The sequence below is a fragment of the Clostridium sp. genome, assembly GCF_016650035.1.
Lineage (GTDB): Bacteria > Bacillota > Clostridia > Clostridiales > Clostridiaceae > Clostridium_AD.
The window spans coordinates 1-20405 of sequence record NZ_JAENWM010000072.1; the positions used below are offsets into that span (position 1 = coordinate 1).

The following is a 20405-nucleotide window of genomic DNA, read 5'->3' on the forward strand; positions in this document are numbered from 1 at the left end:
AGATAATGCTACGAATAGCTTGGATTATCTAAGCTATCCGTACAATATATAGCACGAAGAAATTCTGAGGTGAAGTTGATTTTTGAGCAAAAATGAATCAAGAGTTAGCAATGCATTAAGAGTTTCCGAGAGTGCACATAATAAATTAAGAGGTGAACAGTTTGAAGAAAAAAATTGAAGCTACTTATGGCAAGACTTTAAGAGGACTTATGATAACAGTAAATCCAATTAAAAAAAGGATTATGAAAACTCATTGTATTGTTCATAAATTTATAAATATTCAAGCTATCGAAATACTTCAAAATAAGGGGTATAGTGAAGTTCATAGTTTTTATAAGGGGTATATAAAAGAATTAAATAGGGGAGTAACATGGGCAGATCAAGATTTTAAAAGCACAAATCATTTTTATCATCACGTTAAGGGAACTGGTTTATATGGATTTTCAAATGCCTTGGCTGAGTTTGAAAAGTATTATAAATGTGCTTTGAAATTTATAGAAGCGGGAGATAAAAGACAAGCGCTTTTTTATTTTGGAGCAGCCTGTCATTTAGTTCAGGATGCTACTGTGCCACAACATGTGAACAATAAGCTTCTAAAAAGTCACAGGAATTTTGAGCTTTGGATTATAAGTAAATTAATGAGTGATTATTCTTTTCCTATATTCAATGAAATAATAAGTGAAGAGAATATAGAAGATTATATAAAGAATAATGCATTATTTGCTAATAAAACTTATTTAGCTTACACCAATGTAAAAAATAAGGAAGATAGGTACAAAAAAATATCTATACTTATAGTTCAAAGATCACAAAAGACCACTGCGGGCTTAATGTTAAACTTTTACAATCAAATTAAGAAATAATTCCTTTATTTTAAAGGAATTATTTTGTTTTTGAAGAATAAATAAAACATATAAATTATATTTAGCGAGGGGGTCAATAATTGAAAAAGGAGGTTTTTATAAGTTTAGAGAAAGAAATCTTCAAAGGTAATATATTAGATATAGGATTTTCAAACCATGGGATTATATATAATATATACAAGCAATATCTTGATGATAGTAGCAGTATAGAGTATTTAGAAGGCAAAGAGGAAAAGATAAGAATAGAGAAGGGGCAATATGACGTTTGTGCGCTATTTCTTACTTTAAGTGACATGAAATATACACATACTAGAAAGAAATTAATAGAGGATATATATGAATTTTTAAAATCGGACGGACTTCTATATATATGGGACATAGATAAAGGCTTTGTTAAAACTTTTAATTCGGAAGTAAAGATTGTCTTACCAGATAAAAGCACTAAACAAATATCTTTAAAAGATTTTAACATATTTAAAAATAGTTCTGAGGAAAATACAAAAAAAATTTTAAAACCTTATTTTGAAATATTAACTTTGAAAAATTCAGATAATATCTATTACATGATATGCAAAAAGAGAGGGAAATCAGAAGATGAAAGTAATTCAAGTAGGAATTAATGCAAAATATATTCACAGCAACTTGGCAGTAAGATATTTAAAATCATATACTGAAGATTTAGATTATGAATGCGAAATTATGGAATTTTCTATCAATGATAAGATCGATAGAATTTTAGAGGAGATTTTAAGTAAGAAGCCGCATCTTGTGGCGTTTTCCTGCTATATATGGAATATCCATTACGTTAAGAAGATAGCATCTCTTATAAAGCTTGTAGATAGTAAAATTGAGATTCTTTATGGTGGACCAGAGGTTAGTTATGACTCTGAGGCCTTCCTTAAGGAACAACCAGGCGATTACGTAATAGAGGGTGAAGGGGAAGTAACATATAGAGAATTTATTAACTTTAAGATTACCCCGGGGAGTGATTGTAAAACTAGTGTGAAAAAGAATAATATCCAAAATATTTTAGGATTATATTATAAAAATAATGACATTATAGGTTATAATGGTAAAAGGCCTTTAATGGATATGGATGAGATTATTTTTCCATATAGTGATGAAGAACTTACTAATAAAATAGTTTATTATGAAGCATCCAGGGGATGCCCTTTTAATTGTAAATATTGTCTTTCATCTACTACGCATGGAGTTAGATTTTTAAATACTGAAAGAGTAAAAAGAGAATTGAAATTCCTTATTGATAAAGAAGTAACACTCATAAAATTTGTTGATAGAACATTTAATTGTAACCCCAAATTCGCATTAGAAATTTGGGAATACTTAATAAATCTAGATACTGATATAACTTTTCATTTTGAAATTTCAGCGGATATTCTAAACAGACAGGAGTTAGATATTTTGGCTAAGGCACCAAAAGGAAGATTTCAATTTGAGGTTGGGGTACAAACAACAAATTCCATAATACTTAATAACATAAATAGATTTGTGAATTTTAATGATATAAAAGAAATGGTAGAAGAATTAGAAGGAATGAAAAACATTAACCAGCATTTAGATTTAATAGCAGGACTTCCTGGAGAAGATTATGAGTCTTTTAAAAAATCTTTTAATGATGTTTATAACATTCATTCTGAAGTAATACAATTAGGATTTTTAAAGTTACTTAAAGGCTCGGATATGAGAAATGAAGCGAATAAGTGGGGAATGATATATGCACCTTATCCACCTTATGAAATTTTAAAAACAAGGGATATAAGTTATGATGAATTAGTAATACTAAAAAAGGTAGAGCAAATGGTTGATAAATATTATAATTCGCAAAAATTTAGTACTATTTTAAAATATTTTGTGGGGAAATTTAGTACGCCATTTGAATTCTATTATGAACTAGGACTATTTTGCCATGAGAAGGGTTATTTAAGCAGAAGTATTTCCTCGGTGGATTACTATAAAATATTCATTGAATTTAATGGGGAGAAACTTAAAGAAGATAATTTTGTTTTAAAAGAGATTGTTAAATATGACTATCTTAAATTTAACAAAAAGAAGTGGTTGCCAGATTTTCTAACTAGAGATTTAGATAAGGGAGTAGAACGAATGATTAAAGGGGAGTTATTACAGAATGATATTGTTAAAAGTGTTAACAGTATCCATGTTGAAAAATTTATGATTAATATTTTGAATTATATCGATAATAATACTGTTAGTTTTAATAATAGTTATTTAGTTTATGATATTAATAATGATGTAATTGACGTGACCCTTATTGCAAATGCAATCATTTTAGGTGCTAAAGTATAAAGAATAAAGTTAAAAGGTCGTAAACCGCCGTTTAAATGGATTTAAGGCATTTGCAATATTCAATATTAAGAATATTTGTTTAAATTGTAAAAAAAGAGTTGAAGTTTATAATAAAGATAAGTATAATGAATAATATATTCAAGCTGTAATTAATACTACATAGAGCATTAATTACTAATCGTGTTCATATTAGTAAGCTGATATATAAAAGGTGGTGATATTTTGGCATTAGAAGCAATAAAGAATATAAAAAAAGCAGAGGAACAAGGAACAGATATTGTAAATAAGGCAATTTCCGTTAGTAAGGATAGTTTAAAAAAATCTGAAATCGAAGCTCAGGAGAAATATAAAAAGATTTTAGATGATGCGAAAGCAGAAGCTAAAAAAACAATTGAAGTTGCTAAAAAAGAAGCTGAAAAAACTTCCGAACCAATCTCCGAAAAAGGCAAAGCAGAAGTAGAGGGTATACTGGATTTGAAAAATGAAAGATTTGATAAGGCTGTTAATATAGTGGTTGAGAGGATAGTGAAAAATAATGGCAATAGTTAAAATGAGTAAATTCACATTGTTTGCCTTTGATTCACAAAAAGAAGCTTTATTAGATGGCCTTCACAAATTTGAAAATGTTCAATTTATAAACCTACAAGAATTTGAAGAAGAACATTTACAATCACTTGTAAAAGACTCAGAAAAAGAAAAAGTTTCTTATATAGAAGGTGAGCAGGCGAAAGTAAAATTTGCACTTGAACTATTACTAAAGCACGCAGAGAAAGAAGGCGCTATAAAATCTTTAGTAAAGGGTAAAAGTTTATTGAATTATGATGAGTTAGAAGCTTTAGCTAAAAAATCAAACTATGAAGAGAATTACAAAGAATTAAAAGAAAAAGACGCTGAATTGACCAAAATGAAAAATGAAAAAACTAAAATCAATACTGAAATAGAAGCATTAACTCCTTGGAATACATTAGATGCTACTTTCAATGATTTAAAGGAATTAAAATCTTCAGTATTTCTAATGGGATCTCTTCCAAAAGCATTCAAAGATACTTTTAGAGAAAAATTCGAAACTGAAATTCCATATTCTTATTTAGAAGTTATTAGTGAGGTAAAAGATGAAGTAAATGTAATTGTTTTCATATATAAAGATTATGAAGATGAGGCTAAAGAAATACTTAAACAAAACAGATTTAATGAAATTACTTTTGCATATGATGGAACTCCAGCCCAGGTTGTTTTGGATTTAAACAAAAGATTAGCTGAAATAACAAAAGAGGAACAAAGAATAAATGTTCAAATAAAGCATGACTGTGATTATATAGAAGATTTCAAAATAGTATATGAATATTTATCAAATAAACATATAAAAGCTACAGCTTGCGAAAACTTCTTAAAAACAGAGTGCGTAGTTGCACTAGAAGGTTGGGTACCAACAGATTTAACAAGTGAACTTGAGAAGGCAGTAAAAGTTATAACAAAAGAAGATTTTTATTTAGAACTAGAAGAAGCCTCTAAGGAAGATCTTGATGTACCTATACTTCTAAAGAATAATTCAATTGTAGAAGCATTTGAACCAGTAACATCAATGTATAGTTTACCTAAATATTCAGAATTAGATCCAACACCACTATTCACACCGTTTTATTTGGTGTTCTTTGGTATGATAATAGCTGATATTGGATATGGTATAATAATGTTTATAGCGGCTTTTATGGCATTAAAGAAATTTAATTTAGATGAAGGCCAGCAAAAATTTGCTAAATTCTTCTTGTTTCTCTCAATACCATCTGCAATAGCAGGGGTTATTTATGGAAGTTTCTTTGGTGATTTAATTCCATATATATCTAATAATAGTTTAGTAAAGCCGGGACAAGATTTAATGCTAATATTGTATGTATCTATAGCAATGGGTGTGGTTCAAATTTGTTTTGGTCTTGGTATTAAAGGTTATATGTTAATTAGAGATGGTAAACCAATAGATGCTATTTATGATGTACTAACATGGTACCTTGCGTTAACAGGAGCATTTTTATTAATAGGTGGACCATCTTTAGAATTAAGCCAAGCTACAATCAATATTGGTAAATGGCTGATGATAATAGGAATGGTTGGACTAGTATTAACCCAAGGTAGGGAAAGTAAAAGCTTAGGTGGAAAACTTGGTGGAGGAATATATGGTCTATATGGTATAACTGGCTACATCGGTGATTTGGTTTCATACTCGAGGCTTATGGCTCTCGGACTTGCTGGGGGTTTTATAGCAACAGCTTTTAATACTCTTATTAGAATGATACCATCACCATTTAATATTATTTTTGGAGTTTTTATTTTTGTGGGAGCACAAATGTTTAATCTTTTATTAAGTGCATTAGGAGCTTATGTTCATAGTGCTAGACTTCAATATGTAGAGTATTTTAGTAAGTTTTATGAAGGTGGGGGAAAAGCCTTCAAAGCTTTTAAACCCAAAAATCAATATATTAATATTAAAGTAAAAAATGAAGTGAAAATTTAAGGAGGAATTAATTATGACGTTAATGGATTTTTTTGTTGAAAATGGTGGTTATGTTTTTGCAGCACTAGGGTTGGCTTTAGCAGTATTTTTACCAGGAATAGGTTCAGCTAAAGGTGTAGGTATAGTTGGTGAAGCAGCAGCGGGACTCACAACTGAAGAACCAGAAAAATTTGGTAAAGCTCTTATTCTTCAATTGTTACCAGGTACACAGGGACTTTATGGTTTTGTTATAGGATTAATGATATTACCTAAACTTGCTGGAGATATGACTTTGGGTATGGGTATGTACTTATTTATGGCTTGCTTACCAATAGCATTTGTAGGATTATATTCAGCAGTTGCTCAGGCTAAAACAGCTGCAGCTGGTGTAGCAATACTAGCTAAGAACCCAGAACATACTACAAAAGCTATTATACTCTCTGTAATGGTTGAGACATATGCAATTTTAGCATTCGTTGTTTCAATAATCTTATTAGGTCAAACATTCTAATTTTAAAACTAAGCAGTTAGAGGAAGTGAATATATGTCAAAAATAGATAGTTTAACATCAAAGATAATAGAAGATGCTAATACTAAAGCAGAAGCTATATTGAAAGAAGCTAAGGATACGCAGGTATCAATGGTAGAAAGTAAAATCAAAGAAGCTGAAACTTTAAACCTTCGAATGTTAGAAAAAGCTAAAATCGAAGCTAGTACAGCAAAACAAAGGATTATATCAAATTCTCAGCTAACAGTGAGAAATGAAAAATTAGTTGCTATGCAAACAATGATTGATAAGGTATTTGTGGCAGCTTTAGAAAAGCTCTTACAAATAAACGAAAGTGAATATCTTGAAATTTTGAAAAGATACCTTATATCAATGGACATAGCAGGAGATGAAGAAATAATACTTCCTGGGAAATATAAAGAAATAGTAAGTGATGATTATTTGCTTGAAATAAATACAGCACTAAAAACTTCAGGAAAGATAGGAAAATTAGTTATTAGTTCAGAGTCTAGGGATATAAATAGTGGATTTATAGTGCTTAAAAATGGTATAGAGATTAACAATACTTTTGAAAGCTTAGTTAATTCTTTAAGAGATGAAATGGAAGCACAAATCGTTGAACAACTATTTAAATAAATTTAAGGGAAGATAGCAATTGATAATTGATATCTACTCCTGAGCAAAATAAGGAGGATAGCCATATATGGATAATATGAATTTCACACAAGCTGTGGCTAGGCTGAGAGTATTAGAAACAAGACTCCTTAATAAAGTAAAGATTGAGAGAATGATTGATAGTAACTCGGCTGAAGATGTCCTTAAAATCTTGCAAGAAACTGAATATGCAAGTTTAATGGGAACTATAAAAATAGCAGAGGACTACAATGTATTACTTAAGGAGGAGTTGAAAAGAGTATATTCCCTTACGTATAAAGTTTCTCCAGACCGTGCCGTAGTTGATATTATGAGTCTTAAATATGATTATCATAATATCAAGGTACTGTTAAAAGGTCGGACTTTAGACAAGGACTTTTCACATATGTTAATTCCAGTAGGTACAATAGATATAGAAAAATTAAAGTTGTATATTGAAACTATGGAATATAGGGATTTAAATCCTATTATGAGAGAAGGTATACTCAAAACAGAAAAGAGCTATGAGGAAATTAAAGATCCACAGAAGATAGACACTATAATAGACAAATATATGTATATAGACATGCTAGCTAGAGCAAAAGTTTTAAAAATTGATTTTATAATTAATTATATTAAAAGAAGTATAGACTTTACTAATATAAAAACAATTATCAGATTAAAAAAACAAGAAAAGAATATTACTTTTTTGAAAGAAGTAATGTTTGCCGGTGGAGATATAGATGATGACATTTTAGTGAAAGTTTTTAATGAACCTATTGAAAATATGGCAAATAAATTTGCACTATCAAAATATGGGGAAGTTGTAACAATTGGATTAGAAGAGTATATACAAACAGGTAAACTTTCAACTCTCGAAAAGCTTTCGGAAAATTTCATCATGAAAAATTTAAAAGATGCTAAATATGTTAGCTTTGGTCCAGAACCTATATTTGCCTATATTGCAGCAAAGGAAACTGAGATAAAAATAATAAGAATAATTATGGTTGGCAAATTAAACAAGGTTAGTACTGACGTTATAAGAGAAAGGGTGCGTGAGGTTTATGCATAAAGTAGGAGTAGTTGGAGATAAAGATTCAATACTTGCTTTTAAAGCCCTTGGAATTGACGTATATCCTGTTATTGAAATTGAAGCGGCTAAAAAAGCTATAGATACAATGGCATTAAATAATTATGCAGTTATATTTGTTACAGAGCAAATAGCTCAGCATTTAGGCGAAACTATAAAAAGATATAATAGACAGATGCTTCCTGCCATTATATTAATACCAAGTAATCAAGGCTCACTTAATATAGGAATGCAAAAAATTAGAGATAATGTAGAAAAAGCGGTGGGCGTAAATATTTTATAGAAAGGTAGGGAGATAACTTGAAAATCGGTAAAATTGTAAAAGTTTCAGGTCCTTTAGTTGTTGCTAAAGGCATGGAAGAAGCTAATATATACGATGTAGTTAAGGTTGGAGAAAAAGGCCTCGTTGGCGAAATTATCGAAATGAGAGGAGATAGAGCCTCCATTCAAGTATATGAGGAAACATCAGGTCTTGGACCGGGAGACCCAGTAGTAACTACAGGGGAACCATTAAGCGTAGAGCTTGGACCCGGGCTTATGGAATCAATGTTTGACGGTATACAAAGACCTCTTGAAGCAATAAGGGCTATAGCTGGTAACTTCTTAACAAAAGGCGTGAATGTTGCACCTTTAGATAGGACGCGAAAATGGCAATTTGTTCCTACTGCAAAAGTTGGAGATGAAGTTTCATATGGTTATGTCATAGGTACAGTTCAAGAAACTACTGTTATAACCCAAAAGATAATGATACCTAAGGGGATTTCTGGAACTATAACTTCTATAAAAGAAGGAGAGTTTACTGTAGAGGAAATGATAGCAGAAGTTGAAACTAAAGATGGTATTAAAAAAATTACATTAATGCAAAAATGGCCAGTAAGGAGTGGAAGACCATATGCTGAAAAGTTAAATCCAGTAGAGCCATTAGTTACAGGTCAAAGAGTAATAGATACATTTTTCCCAGTAACTAAAGGTGGTACTGCATGTGTACCTGGTCCTTTTGGAAGTGGTAAAACAGTAGTTCAGCATCAATTAGCAAAATGGGCAGATGCTGAAATAATAGTTTATATAGGTTGTGGTGAGCGTGGAAATGAAATGACAGATGTTTTAAATGAGTTTCCAGAACTAAAAGATCCAAAAACAGGCGAATCACTTATGAAAAGAACAGTGTTAATTGCTAATACCTCTAATATGCCAGTTGCAGCTAGAGAAGCTTCTGTATATACAGGAATAACTATTGCAGAGTATTTTAGAGATATGGGATTCTCTGTAGCATTAATGGCAGATTCTACGTCTAGATGGGCAGAGGCACTAAGAGAAATGTCAGGAAGACTTGAAGAGATGCCAGGTGATGAGGGGTATCCAGCATACCTAGGTTCACGTGTTGCTGATTTTTATGAAAGATCTGGAAAGATAAAATGCGTTGGAGATGGCGATAGGGTAGGTGCTATTACAGTTATTGGTGCAGTTTCACCTCCAGGTGGAGATTTATCTGAACCAGTTACTCAAGCAACGCTTAGAATAGTTAAGGTATTTTGGGGACTAGATGCTCAACTTGCTTATAAGAGACATTTTCCAGCAATAAATTGGTTAGAGTCTTATTCACTTTATTTAGATCAGACAGCTGGTTGGCTTAATGAGACCGTTGCAGAGGATTGGACAGATCTTAGAGTTAAAGCTATGATAATACTTCAAGAAGAATCAAAACTTGATGAAATAGTAAGACTTGTAGGAGTAGATGCTCTATCTGAAAAAGATAGATTGAAATTAGAAGTTGCAAAGACAATCAGGGAAGATTACCTACAACAAAATGCTTTCCATGAGGTTGATACATATGCATCTTTAGATAAACAATATAAAATGTTAAAGCTCGTAATAACATTCCATGTTGAAGCTGAAAAAGCTTTAAAAGCTGGTGTTTATTTGAAGAACATATTAGAAATGAAAGTAAGAGATAAAATAGCAAGGGCAAAATATATTCCAGAAACTGAAATGTCAAAAATTGATGATATATACAAAGAATTATCTGAGCAAGTAGAAAAATTAATAACGGAAGGAGGGGTTGTTAGTGCTTAAAGAATACAGAACAATAACAGAAGTTGTTGGTCCTTTAATGGTTGTAGAAAAAGTTGAAGGAGTTCGTTATGATGAACTAGTTGAAATAGAACTACAGACTGGCGAAATACGTAGCGGAAAAGTACTTGAAATAAATGAAGATAAAGCAATGGTTCAATTATTTGAGAGTTCTGCAGGAATTAACTTAAAAGGTAGTAAGGCTAAATTCCTTGGAAGACCACTTGAACTTGGCGTTTCTGAAGATATGCTGGGAAGAGTCTTTGATGGACTTGGTAGACCTAAAGATGGTGGACCTAAGATCATTCCTGATAAGAAATTAGACATAAATGGAGAAGCAATAAACCCTGTAGCAAGGGACTATCCTTCTGAATTTATTCAAACAGGAATTTCGGCTATTGATGGACTTAATACACTAGTTAGAGGACAAAAATTACCAGTGTTTTCTGGTTCAGGTCTTCCACATGCGCAGCTTGCAGCACAAATAGCAAGACAAGCGAAAGTATTAAATTCAGAATCAAAATTTGTTGTTATATTTGCAGCCATAGGTATAACTTTTCAAGAGGCACAATTCTTTATAGATGATTTTACTAAGACTGGTGCCATTGATAGGACTGTATTATTTATGAATCTTGCAAATGATCCAGCTATTGAGAGAATTGCTACACCTAGAATGGCTTTAACTACAGCTGAATTCCTTGCTTACGAAAAAGGATATCATGTTCTTGTAATAATGACTGATATTACAAACTATTGTGAAGCTCTACGTGAAGTTTCAGCTGCAAGAAAAGAAGTACCAGGTAGACGTGGATATCCAGGATATCTTTATACTGACCTTGCTATGCTATATGAGAGAGCAGGAAGGATTAAAGGTCTTGAAGGTTCAATAACACAAATACCTATATTAACAATGCCTGAGGATGATATAACGCATCCAATTCCTGATTTAACAGGATATATAACTGAGGGACAGATTATTTTAAGTAGAGAACTTTATAAAAAGGGAATTATGCCACCAATAGATGTTCTACCTTCATTATCAAGACTTAAAGATAAAGGTATAGGTAAAGGTAAAACAAGAGAAGATCATGCGGATACAATGAATCAATTATTTGCTGCATATGCTCAAGGTAAACAAGCAAAAGAGCTAGCAGTTATACTAGGTGAGTCAGCCTTATCTGAAGCAGATAAAAAATATGCAATATTTGCAGATGAGTTTGAGAAACAGTATGTAGCACAAGGTTTTGAAACTAATAGAACAATTGATGAAACAATAAATTTAGGATGGGAGCTTCTATCTATTCTACCAAGAAATGAACTTAAGAGAATTAGAGATGAATTTGTAGAAAAATACTTACCAATAAAAGAGGGTGAGTAAACATGGCAAGGTTAAGTGTCAATCCGACTAGAATGGAGCTTACTAAACTTAAAAAAAGATTAGGTACAGCTACTCGTGGGCATAAATTATTAAAAGATAAGCAAGATGAACTTATGAGAAGGTTTATTGATCTTATAAAACATAATAATGAACTAAGAAAGAGCGTTGAAGAAGAACTACAAAACGCTTATAAGGACTTTCTAATGTCAAGTGCATTGATGTCTTCAGAATTTCTAGAGGAGGCAATTGCCTACCCAAAAGAAAGTATTTCTGTAGAAGTAGAAACAAAAAATCTTATGAGTGTTAATGTTCCATTAATGAAATTTGTAAGAAAATTAGAAGATGATCCTGGTAGTATATATCCATATGGGTTTGCTAACACATCAGCAGACCTTGATGGAGCTATAGAAAAGATATATCTAATTTTACCAAAACTCTTAGAACTCGCTGAAGTAGAAAAAACTTGTCAACTTTTGGCAGATGAGATCGAAAAAACTAGAAGAACAGTTAATGCTCTTGAGTATATGATAATACCTCAACTCGTGGATACTATCAAGTATATAAAAATGAAGCTTGGTGAAAACGAAAGAGGGGCTTTAACTAGACTTATGAAAGTTAAAAGTATGATGGAAGAAACTCAACGATTAGCAGAAGAAAAAAGAGTTAAGGGATAAATATGACTAAATTAAGGTGTCTTTATGACACCTTAATTTTTTTGTAAATATTTAAGTTGATGTATATAGCTAATTGGAATAGAATATATAGTGAAAGCAACTAAAATTTATTGCTAGGAAAAAGGCATTAATGTAGTGAAAAAATGTAGTAAGGAGAATTAATATGGCAGTTAGAAAAATTTTACAATATGGTGACAAACGTCTTAATACAGAATGCGAAAAGGTTAAAAAAGTAGATAGAAAAATTTTAGATTTAATAGATGATATGATGGACACTCTTTATGAGGGTACTGGAATTGGCCTTGCCGCTCCGCAAATAGGTGTTTTAAAAAGAGTTATCCTAATTGATTTAGGAGAAGAAGACGGTGAGCCAATAATAATTATAAATCCTAAAATAACGGCAAAGTCCGGAAATGAAAAAGATTATGAAGGCTGTTTAAGTTATTTAGGCTATGAAGGTGAAGTGTTTAGACCTACGAGTGTTACGGTTGTGGGAATGAATGTTAAAGGGAAACCAGTTACCTATGAAGCAGAAGGATTACTTGCAAGAGCATTTTGTCATGAAATTGACCATTTAGATGGGATATTATATATGTCAAGAGCTGAGGAAATGTATGAACTAATTGAAGAATAATTTTATAAAAAAAAAGTATATATTGCTACAAATGCGTTCACTTCACCAAGTAATTCTAAAATTTATTTAATTTACAGCTGCTAAAAAACACAAACTCGCTTCGCTCAAACATGTGTTTTTCTTTACGCAACTATAAATAAAATAAATTAAGAATTACTAAGGTTTGTTCAAACGCATTTTACGCAATATATACTTTTGTTAGCGTAATGCAAGAAAAATTTATATATTTAATTAAGAATTCTGTAAAATTATATTCTAATCCCTTTAATTCCATATATGGGACCTATAAATGGAAGCTTTAACTTTTGATATACATGTATATCATTAGTTAGTTTAATACTTTTATGAATATATACCTTTATATCTTCATATTCCATTAAAATAAATTGTTCAGAGGGAGAAAAATTTTTCTGAGTCTCAATCCAGAGACTTTTTGTAGGTGTGCTCCCTCAGCCACCACAAGAACTTTCCATAGACTGAACAACTACAACTGAATTTCCTTTTTTTATTGAATTAATTGCTTTACTGTCGATGGTTAACATAAAACACCTCCATACCCATAGTGGGTATATTTATATATTCATTCTATGCTTAAAGTGTTTAAATGTCAATCAAATATATATGAGTAATATTTATAAATTAAGGCAATTATTAATATATTCTTTCAGTCTATCATTCCAAGAAGGAATCTCAATACCCAAGGTGTGTTTTATAAGTGTACTATCACCACAGGTGTATTTGGAATCCTTAAGTAGATTGGATAAAATCTTATCTGAAGTAACAATTAATGGAACTTTAAGATTACCAAACTCTATTATACTATTTATTAGCGTTGACTTTGATAAGCAGCCCTTATTGCTATAGTTATATATTCCATATTTTTCAGTAGTTAAGAGCCGTTGGAGGATTTCTGTTAAATCTCCAATATAAGTTACTGAAAGGATGGGATTTGAAAATAAATAAATAGTTGTATGTCTACCATTTATAAGGTTTCTGACAAAACAATCATTGCCACCAAATATATTAGAGGTACGAACAATAAAATATTTTTTACAAATGGTTTCAATTAATTCTTCACCACCGAGTTTACTCTTACTGTAAGCGTTTAATGGAATGCATTCATCAGTTTCGTTGTAAGGTATTGATTTAGTATCGCCGTATACATCTGTGCTAGATAGGTATATTAAGGGTATGTTAAGCGAATTACAACACTTTGCAATGTTTAAGGTGCCTAGAGTGTTTACACCATATGCTAAAGACTCATGGTACTCACAAAAATGTTTATTTGTTATTGCAGCAGTATGAATTACAGCGTCAGGCTTTAATTCATTCATAATTTTTTGGGTAGCTATATTATCCGTTATGTCAAGTTCAGTTTTATCTAATCCATATATAACATGCGATTTTGACAAAACGCTACAAAGATAAGCTCCAATATTACCTTTTGCACCAGTTATTAAGATATTCATAAATTCCTCCCTAAAGTACATGCTATTAAAGTATATGAATTAATATCTTTAATATTAGTATCTTGGAAGAAAAAGAAGGTTATTTTAAAAATTGATCTTTATAATTCATCATTGCAATGTTCTGTGGTAAAACAAGAGAATATTTTAACCTATTGGTGATAAACTATAAAATAGAAATCTTTATATGTGTACATAAATATTTATTAATCAATAATTATTGTTAGTTGAAGAATTTAACTAAATGTGGTAAAATATATTGTAAGCAAGAGGATTAAAATGACAAATTTCAAAGGATTATAGAAGTATAAGGAGGATTTTAGGAATGCAAACAACAAAGTTAAAAGATAATATATATTGGATTGGGGTAAATGACCCGAAGCTCAGGGTTTTTGATATTATAATGGAAACAAAGAAAGGAACTACTTATAATTCATATATAATTGATGATGAAAAAGTAGCTATAATAGACTCCGTTAAAACTGGTTTTTTTGATGAGTTTTTAGGTAAAATAAAAGGTGTTATCGGAGAGCGGAAAGTTGATTACATAATTGTTCAACATACAGAACTCGATCATAGTGGATCTTTAGTTAAGCTACTAGAAGTTTATCCTGAGGCTATTATTATTGCTTCAACGGCTGCGTTAAGTTACTTAAAAGAAATTATGAACAGGGAATTTAATAGTGAAAAGGCAACAGGAGAACTTTGTTTAGGTAAAAACACGCTGAGATTTATTTCTGCACCAAATTTACATTGGCCCGATACAATGTTTACATATGTTGTTGAAGAAAAAATATTGTTTACATGTGATGTAATGGGTTGTCATTATTCACCAGATAACTGTATAACAGATGCTTGCTCTGGTGACTATTTTGATGAAATGAAATACTATTTTGAAGTTATAATGGGGCCTTTTAAAAAGTTCGTAAATATGGGTCTGGATAAAATCAGTAATTTAGAATTAGATATGATAGCTCCAAGTCATGGACCTATACACGTAGATGATATTAAAATGTACATGGATCTTTATAGAAAGTGGGCTGAAATCCACGAAATAAAAGAAAAAAACATTCAAATTTTCTATGTTTCTGCTTATGGTAATACTGAAGCTATGGGCGAATATATTGCAACTTTGATCAATAAAAAGGGCATAAAAGCTGAGGCTCATGAAATTACATCTATGAGTTTAAAAGGCATTGTGGAATTAATTGAAGGTGCAAGTGGAATTATGATTGGTTCACCTACTATTAATCAAGATGCTGTAAAGCCTGCTTGGGATGTCCTATCTCTTGTATGTCCTATAACCAATAGAGGTAAGTCCGCTGCAGCTTTCGGTTCATATGGATGGAGCGGAGAAGGTGTTCCTATGCTTACAGAAAGATTAAGATCATTAAAGTTTAAAGTAGTTCCAGAAGGATTTAAATTTAAATTTGTTCCTGATAGCAAGGAATATGATGTGGCTAACAAATTTGTTGAAGAATATTTAAAACTTCTAAATTAGGGATTCATTACGAGTAATTTATGGATGATATATGGAGGTGTTATTTTGAATAAACAATATATTATAAATTTTTTAAAGCAAAATGGATTAAGTAATTTAGATGAAATTAAGTATAAAAATGATACCATTGCGCTAAAGTTTAAATATTATTATGATGAAATAGAAATGGAAGCCGCTACATCTTTTGCAAATGAGGAAGGGGATTTCAAGCATAATAAAGAAGAATGGTATGAAGAATATTTTTTGCCGTATTTAAGTGATATTGCAGCAGATAATGTGGAAGACATTATGGAAGAATGCGCTGAAGAAATGGGAATTGAATACGAATTCATTGGTTGTGATATATCAGAAGATGATTATGAATACAATGAATTCGCGGTAGTTTTTTATGGTAAAGATGCCGATATTAAAATTGATGATATCTTAATGCAATTAGATTTTTAATATGGAACAGCAGGAAATTCAAGCCGCTTTTTTTTGAGCGGCTTGAATTTTATGATACTTAACGATAACCTCATCTAATTGCTGACTGCAGCATACAACTATTTTATCTGTAGGTTTTCTGAAATTCAGTAAAAAATGTAGAATCATTCTTAAGGATTCTAGTTCTCTTTTTATGAGTTTGGATTTGATATTCATATATTTATACCTCTTATCATCATTTATTATTTTTTGGAACAAATATATTATAACAGATTATTCAATATGTGTTAATTTTTTTATTAGCTAATAAAGTATAAAAAGCTCCGCAATAAGATATAATGTTACAAATTAAATAGCCTAAATATGGTAAAATATACCACAATATGAGTTGTACACATTGAAAAAAGCCATTTAGAACAATGTGTAAATAAAAAAAATGTCATAAAGTTTTTGTTCTATAATTATAAGAAGAGACTATGACGCATTTTAACCATTTATGAGTAATGAAAAATTTTGAGATAAGGAGTGGTATTATGGACGAACTAACCAAAAGGGTGAATTATCTTTATAAGAAAAGTAAAGAAGAGGGACTTACAGAAAAAGAAAAGGTAGAACAACAAGAATTAAGACAAAAATATATTGATAATGTTAAAAGGAATTTTAAATCTCAATTAGATACAATTAAAAAAGTCTAATATTTTAAAAAGGAGAGAATTATAATGCCTGTTACTATAGAGGAATTAATAGAACATTTTAAATTAGAAGTTTTAGTGCAAGGCGACCAGGGTAAATCAATTAATGTTACAGACATTAATAGACCGGGTCTTCAAATTGCTGGATTTTACAAGCATTTTGATAATAATAGAGTGCAACTACTCGGCATGGCAGAGTGGAGTTTTTTAGATTGCATGGAAATAGATTTGAGGATGAAGAGACTAAATAAATATTTCAAATTTGATACGCCTTGTGTTATTTTTACTAGAAACTTAGAGCCTCATAAGGAAGTTATCAAAGCAGCTCAGGAAAATGGTCGATGGGTATTAAGAACCAAGTTAATTTCTACAAGATTTATCAGTAAGCTTACCAATTTTTTAGATGCTAAGTTCGCACCTGAAACTAGGCTTCATGGTGTTTTAGTAGATGTTTATGGTATAGGAATATTATTAACTGGAGAAAGTGGTATAGGTAAGAGCGAGTGTGCATTAGAATTAATTAAAAGAGGTCATAGGCTCATTGCAGACGATGCAGTAGATATTAAAGAAATAGATGGTACGCTCCTTGGAAGTTGTCCATACATAACTTCAGGGATGTTGGAGGTCAGAGGTATGGGAATAATAGATATTCCAGCAATTTATGGAACTAGTTCCCTTTTAACAACTAAAACTATTAGCATACTTATTTCTCTTAACTTGTGGAATGAAAATGAAGAATATGATAGGCTTGGTATAGATGATGAATTTACAAAAATTTTAAATGTACATTTAAGAAAAATAACTTTGCCAATTAGGCCAGGCAGGAATATAGCAGTTATTATTGAAGCTGCTGCAGCTAATTATAGATATAGTATGAATTCTAAGATAACCCCAGTTGAAACTATAAATAGGCGAATAGCAGAAGTAACTAAAGCAAAAAAGGCTAAATAAAATAATATGTTCTAGTATTTGTAATTTAATAGAATGTTTAGTAGAATAGTAATGTAGAAATTATTTACATAAGGAGGAAATAGGTATGTCAGATGTTAAAAGTTTAGAGAAAAAATATGAAGTAGCTTGGGATAAGTATACTAAAAGTGATATTGAAAAGGTGTTTGCATTATCTAATAACTATATAGATTTTATGTCAAAATGTAAAACCGAAAGAGAGTGTGTAACGGAAGTTGTTTTACTTGCTGAAAAAAACGGTTATAAAAATATTGATACTTATATAAATGAAGGTGCTAAATTAAAAGCTGGTGATAAAGTTTATGCAAACTGTATGGGTAAAACACTAGCATTATTTTTAATTGGTTCTGAACCTATTGAAAAGGGCTTTAAAATTTTAGGTGCTCATGTTGACTCACCAAGGCTGGATTTTAAACAAAATCCATTATATGAGGATTCAGATTTAGCTTTAGCTAAAACTCATTACTATGGTGGGGTTAAAAAGTATCAATGGGTGACTATACCATTAGCTATTCATGGCGTTGTAGTTAAAAAGGACGGCACGATAGTAAATATAGTAATAGGAGAAGATGAAAAAGAACCAGTAGTGGGAATTTCAGACCTTCTAATTCACTTATCAGCAGACCAAATGCAAAAAACTATGGCAAAAGGAATTGAGGGTGAAGATTTAAATGTGTTCATGGGAAGTATACCAGTAGAAGATAAAGATGCTAAAAATAGAGTTAAGTTAAATATATTAAGACTTTTAAATGATAAATATGATATAGATGAAGAAGATTTTGTATCATCAGAAATCGAAGTAGTACCAGCAGGACGTGCTAGAAACTATGGACTAGATAGCAGTATGGTTATGGCTTATGGACATGATGATAGGGTTTGTGCTTATACTTCTTATCAAGCATTAATGAACATAAAAGAAACAGACAAAACTTGTATTGTTTTGCTTGTGGACAAAGAAGAAGTTGGAAGTATCGGTGCAACAGGTATGCAATCAAGATTTTTTGAAAATACAGTAGCTGAAGTTGTTAATTTAATGGGGGAATACAGTGATTTAAAAGTAAGAAGGGCACTCGCGAATTCTAAAATGTTATCTTCTGACGTAAGTGCAGCATACGATCCGAATTTCCCATTAGTTATGGAAAAACGTAATTCTGCATACTTCGGAAAAGGTATAGTTTTCAATAAGTACACAGGAGCGCGTGGAAAAGGTGGATGCAACGATGCAAACCCAGAATTTATTGCAGAGCTTAGAGGAATAATGGAAAAACATAAAATTTCATGGCAAACATCAGAACTTGGTAAAGTGGATCAAGGCGGCGGTGGGACTATTGCTTATATATTAGCTGAGTATGGTATGCAAGTTATTGATTCAGGAGTTGCCCTTCATAACATGCATGCACCTTGGGAAGTTGCAAGTAAAGCAGATATATATGAAGCCTTAAGAGCTTATGAAGCATTCCTTATAGAAATTTAAAATTAAGAAAGTATTTAAGCAAGGAAATAAAAAGGGAGATGTTTTCACATCTCCCTTTTTATGAATCTAATGCATTTACAAAGGTAGCTAGCTCGTTATGGCTTAAGGAAACTGAACCAATAACACCATGACTGGTATCTGAGGTTGTAATTCCATGAAAATCTGAACCAGCAGTAATTAAAAGATTATACTCTTTAGCTTTTGCTTTTAGTAAAGATTTTTGCTTTTTAGAATTTTGTGGATATACTGCCTCAATTCCATCAAAATCAAAGCGTAGCATCTCGTCTATAGAAGATTTTTTAATTAGAACAGGATGTGCAAGTACAACTATTGCATTATGTTCCCTTAAAAGACTAATGCCGTCGGCAGTTGAAATTTTCTTGGTTTGAACATAAGCAGGACTATCATTTGATAGCAAAACATCAAATATATATTTCCAATCATATTTGTAACCAGCATTTATTATGGCTTTAGCTATATGAGGTCTAGCTATTACCCCTTTAGCTTCAGCTGAAATTTTATTGTAATCCAATTTTATATTGAAAAAAGTCTCTAAATTTTCTACTATTTTTTTAGCTCTTATTATTCTATAATTAGCCATGTCATATAAGAAATTTTGTAAGTATGGATCTTTATACTTATCATCTTTAAAATAACCTAAAACATGAATACTTTCGTTATTATGAATAGTAGAGAGTTCTATGCCGGGAACTACCCTTATATTTCTACTTAGACCTTCTCTAATGCCTTCTTCAACATTTAAAGTAGTGTCATGATCTGTTATTGCGATAATATCTAAGCCATTTATAGAAGCCTCATAAATTAATTCCTTAGGGCTTAGTTTTCCATCAGATGCATTTGTATGAAGGTGGAAATCACCTCTATTGTACATATAATCACCTCGAATATTTGAATTGTTATTTAGTTTATTATGCCACTTATCATTTTACATAATAATTGTCAATAATAAAAGGGGTTTTCTACAAATAATTACTATTATTTATAGAAAATATTTTTTTAAATAAAATTCATATGTATTATTTGATATAATGAGTTAATTAGGTGAGGAACTATTAGGAGTATAGTCGGAAAACAATAATTAACAATATCCACATTTAGGAAATAATAATATGTATCTGGATAACGAATTATACTCAAATTAATTATAGGCATAACAAAAAGACTTTTTTACACATTATTTTAAAAAAGCCGTAGAC

General features: G+C 30.9%; 21 protein-coding genes. 18 read left to right on the forward strand and 3 right to left on the reverse strand.

Annotated elements, in window-relative coordinates; translation table 11 throughout:
- Nucleotides 1-161: 161 nt before the first annotated feature.
- The 13 genes from JJD95_RS15050 (at nucleotide 162) to def (ending at nucleotide 12663) form a co-directional block, all read left to right on the forward strand.
- Complete coding sequence (locus JJD95_RS15050) at nucleotides 162-863, forward strand: zinc dependent phospholipase C family protein (RefSeq protein WP_291643842.1); 702 nt, start codon at nucleotides 162-164, stop codon at nucleotides 861-863.
- 80 nt (nucleotides 864-943) lie between these two features.
- On the forward strand, nucleotides 944-1483 hold the full coding sequence (locus JJD95_RS15055; protein WP_291643843.1) for a class I SAM-dependent methyltransferase: 540 nt from the start codon (nucleotides 944-946) through the stop codon (nucleotides 1481-1483).
- Entirely contained in the window at nucleotides 1458-3188 is a 1731-nt protein-coding gene (locus JJD95_RS15060; protein WP_291643844.1) for a B12-binding domain-containing radical SAM protein, read from the forward strand. Before JJD95_RS15055 ends, JJD95_RS15060 begins: the two co-directional genes overlap by 26 nt.
- A 222-nt stretch (nucleotides 3189-3410) precedes the next feature.
- A complete protein-coding gene (locus JJD95_RS15065) occupies nucleotides 3411-3737 on the forward strand; it encodes an ATPase (protein WP_291643845.1) in 327 nt (108 codons plus the stop codon).
- Entirely contained in the window at nucleotides 3724-5697 is a 1974-nt protein-coding gene (locus tag JJD95_RS15070) for a V-type ATP synthase subunit I (RefSeq protein WP_291643846.1), read from the forward strand. The genes JJD95_RS15065 and JJD95_RS15070 overlap by 14 nt, the downstream gene beginning before the upstream one ends.
- Nucleotides 5698-5710: 13 nt before the next feature.
- Complete coding sequence (locus tag JJD95_RS15075; RefSeq protein WP_291643847.1) at nucleotides 5711-6187, forward strand: V-type ATP synthase subunit K; 477 nt, start codon at nucleotides 5711-5713, stop codon at nucleotides 6185-6187.
- Between the two features lie 33 nt (nucleotides 6188-6220).
- Nucleotides 6221-6820, forward strand: coding sequence for a V-type ATP synthase subunit E (locus JJD95_RS15080; RefSeq protein WP_291643848.1), 600 nt, complete (start codon nucleotides 6221-6223; stop codon nucleotides 6818-6820).
- 67 nt (nucleotides 6821-6887) lie between these two features.
- Nucleotides 6888-7889, forward strand: coding sequence for a V-type ATP synthase subunit C (locus JJD95_RS15085; RefSeq protein WP_291643849.1), 1002 nt, complete (start codon nucleotides 6888-6890; stop codon nucleotides 7887-7889).
- Nucleotides 7882-8190, forward strand: a complete 309-nt coding sequence (locus JJD95_RS15090) for a V-type ATP synthase subunit F (protein ID WP_291643850.1) — start codon at nucleotides 7882-7884, stop codon at nucleotides 8188-8190. The genes JJD95_RS15085 and JJD95_RS15090 overlap by 8 nt, the downstream gene beginning before the upstream one ends.
- Nucleotides 8191-8207: 17 nt before the next feature.
- Nucleotides 8208-9980 (forward strand): V-type ATP synthase subunit A, encoded by a 1773-nt coding sequence (locus JJD95_RS15095; RefSeq protein WP_291643851.1) that lies wholly within the window; start codon nucleotides 8208-8210, stop codon nucleotides 9978-9980.
- Entirely contained in the window at nucleotides 9973-11355 is a 1383-nt protein-coding gene (locus tag JJD95_RS15100; protein ID WP_291643852.1) for a V-type ATP synthase subunit B, read from the forward strand. Before JJD95_RS15095 ends, JJD95_RS15100 begins: the two co-directional genes overlap by 8 nt.
- Before the next feature lie 2 nt (nucleotides 11356-11357).
- A complete protein-coding gene (locus JJD95_RS15105; protein ID WP_291643853.1) occupies nucleotides 11358-12029 on the forward strand; it encodes a V-type ATP synthase subunit D in 672 nt (223 codons plus the stop codon).
- 163 nt (nucleotides 12030-12192) lie between these two features.
- On the forward strand, nucleotides 12193-12663 hold the full coding sequence (gene def, locus JJD95_RS15110) for a peptide deformylase (RefSeq protein WP_291643854.1): 471 nt from the start codon (nucleotides 12193-12195) through the stop codon (nucleotides 12661-12663).
- A 632-nt stretch (nucleotides 12664-13295) separates the two neighbouring features.
- Here the strand turns inward: def and JJD95_RS15115 are convergent.
- Entirely contained in the window at nucleotides 13296-14132 is an 837-nt protein-coding gene (locus JJD95_RS15115; RefSeq protein ID WP_291643855.1) for an NAD(P)-dependent oxidoreductase, read from the reverse strand.
- 322 nt (nucleotides 14133-14454) lie between these two features.
- Here JJD95_RS15115 and JJD95_RS15120 point away from each other — a divergent pair, with 322 nt between their 5' ends.
- Both JJD95_RS15120 and JJD95_RS15125 read left to right on the forward strand, forming a co-directional pair.
- A complete protein-coding gene (locus JJD95_RS15120) occupies nucleotides 14455-15630 on the forward strand; it encodes an FprA family A-type flavoprotein (protein WP_291643856.1) in 1176 nt (391 codons plus the stop codon).
- A gap of 45 nt (nucleotides 15631-15675) precedes the next feature.
- Entirely contained in the window at nucleotides 15676-16074 is a 399-nt protein-coding gene (locus JJD95_RS15125) for a hypothetical protein (protein ID WP_291643857.1), read from the forward strand.
- 18 nt (nucleotides 16075-16092) lie between these two features.
- Here the strand turns inward: JJD95_RS15125 and JJD95_RS15130 are convergent, their stop codons facing one another.
- Nucleotides 16093-16269: an aspartyl-phosphate phosphatase Spo0E family protein gene (locus tag JJD95_RS15130; RefSeq protein WP_291643858.1), complete on the reverse strand. Its 177-nt coding sequence runs from the start codon at nucleotides 16267-16269 to the stop codon at nucleotides 16093-16095.
- A gap of 317 nt (nucleotides 16270-16586) precedes the next feature.
- Here JJD95_RS15130 and JJD95_RS15135 point away from each other — a divergent pair, with 317 nt between their 5' ends.
- The 3 genes from JJD95_RS15135 to JJD95_RS15145 all read left to right on the forward strand — a co-directional run bounded on the left by JJD95_RS15135 (nucleotide 16587) and on the right by JJD95_RS15145 (nucleotide 19188).
- Nucleotides 16587-16748, forward strand: a complete 162-nt coding sequence (locus JJD95_RS15135) for a DUF896 domain-containing protein (RefSeq protein ID WP_291643859.1) — start codon at nucleotides 16587-16589, stop codon at nucleotides 16746-16748.
- A gap of 24 nt (nucleotides 16749-16772) precedes the next feature.
- The gene (gene hprK / locus JJD95_RS15140; RefSeq protein ID WP_291643860.1) at nucleotides 16773-17696 is read left to right on the forward strand and encodes an HPr(Ser) kinase/phosphatase; all 924 of its coding nucleotides are present in this window, start codon (nucleotides 16773-16775) and stop codon (nucleotides 17694-17696) included.
- Between the two features lie 85 nt (nucleotides 17697-17781).
- Nucleotides 17782-19188: an aminopeptidase gene (locus JJD95_RS15145; protein WP_291643861.1), complete on the forward strand. Its 1407-nt coding sequence runs from the start codon at nucleotides 17782-17784 to the stop codon at nucleotides 19186-19188.
- Nucleotides 19189-19246: 58 nt separating this feature from the next.
- Here the strand turns inward: JJD95_RS15145 and JJD95_RS15150 are convergent, their stop codons facing one another.
- Nucleotides 19247-20080 carry a PHP domain-containing protein gene (locus tag JJD95_RS15150; RefSeq protein WP_291643862.1) on the reverse strand — a complete coding sequence of 278 codons (834 nt, stop codon included), beginning with the start codon at nucleotides 20078-20080 and terminating at the stop codon, nucleotides 19247-19249.
- Nucleotides 20081-20405 lie beyond the last annotated feature (325 nt).

What these genes read in the sequence shown, in the direction of transcription:
- JJD95_RS15060 (WP_291643844.1), top strand. Translation starts at nt 1,458, where the DNA reads ATGAAAGTAATTCAAGTAGGAATTAATGCAAAATATATTCACAGCAAC.
- JJD95_RS15070 (WP_291643846.1), top strand. Translation starts at nt 3,724, where the DNA reads ATGGCAATAGTTAAAATGAGTAAATTCACATTGTTTGCCTTTGATTCA.
- JJD95_RS15075 (WP_291643847.1), top strand. Translation starts at nt 5,711, where the DNA reads ATGACGTTAATGGATTTTTTTGTTGAAAATGGTGGTTATGTTTTTGCA.
- JJD95_RS15080 (WP_291643848.1), top strand. Translation starts at nt 6,221, where the DNA reads ATGTCAAAAATAGATAGTTTAACATCAAAGATAATAGAAGATGCTAAT.
- JJD95_RS15085 (WP_291643849.1), top strand. Translation starts at nt 6,888, where the DNA reads ATGGATAATATGAATTTCACACAAGCTGTGGCTAGGCTGAGAGTATTA.
- JJD95_RS15090 (WP_291643850.1), top strand. Translation starts at nt 7,882, where the DNA reads ATGCATAAAGTAGGAGTAGTTGGAGATAAAGATTCAATACTTGCTTTT.
- JJD95_RS15105 (WP_291643853.1), top strand. Translation starts at nt 11,358, where the DNA reads ATGGCAAGGTTAAGTGTCAATCCGACTAGAATGGAGCTTACTAAACTT.
- def (WP_291643854.1), top strand. Translation starts at nt 12,193, where the DNA reads ATGGCAGTTAGAAAAATTTTACAATATGGTGACAAACGTCTTAATACA.
- JJD95_RS15115 (WP_291643855.1), bottom strand. Translation starts at nt 14,132, where the DNA reads ATGAATATCTTAATAACTGGTGCAAAAGGTAATATTGGAGCTTATCTT.
- JJD95_RS15120 (WP_291643856.1), top strand. Translation starts at nt 14,455, where the DNA reads ATGCAAACAACAAAGTTAAAAGATAATATATATTGGATTGGGGTAAAT.
- JJD95_RS15130 (WP_291643858.1), bottom strand. Translation starts at nt 16,269, where the DNA reads ATGAATATCAAATCCAAACTCATAAAAAGAGAACTAGAATCCTTAAGA.
- JJD95_RS15135 (WP_291643859.1), top strand. Translation starts at nt 16,587, where the DNA reads ATGGACGAACTAACCAAAAGGGTGAATTATCTTTATAAGAAAAGTAAA.
- hprK (WP_291643860.1), top strand. Translation starts at nt 16,773, where the DNA reads ATGCCTGTTACTATAGAGGAATTAATAGAACATTTTAAATTAGAAGTT.
- JJD95_RS15145 (WP_291643861.1), top strand. Translation starts at nt 17,782, where the DNA reads ATGTCAGATGTTAAAAGTTTAGAGAAAAAATATGAAGTAGCTTGGGAT.
- JJD95_RS15150 (WP_291643862.1), bottom strand. Translation starts at nt 20,080, where the DNA reads ATGTACAATAGAGGTGATTTCCACCTTCATACAAATGCATCTGATGGA.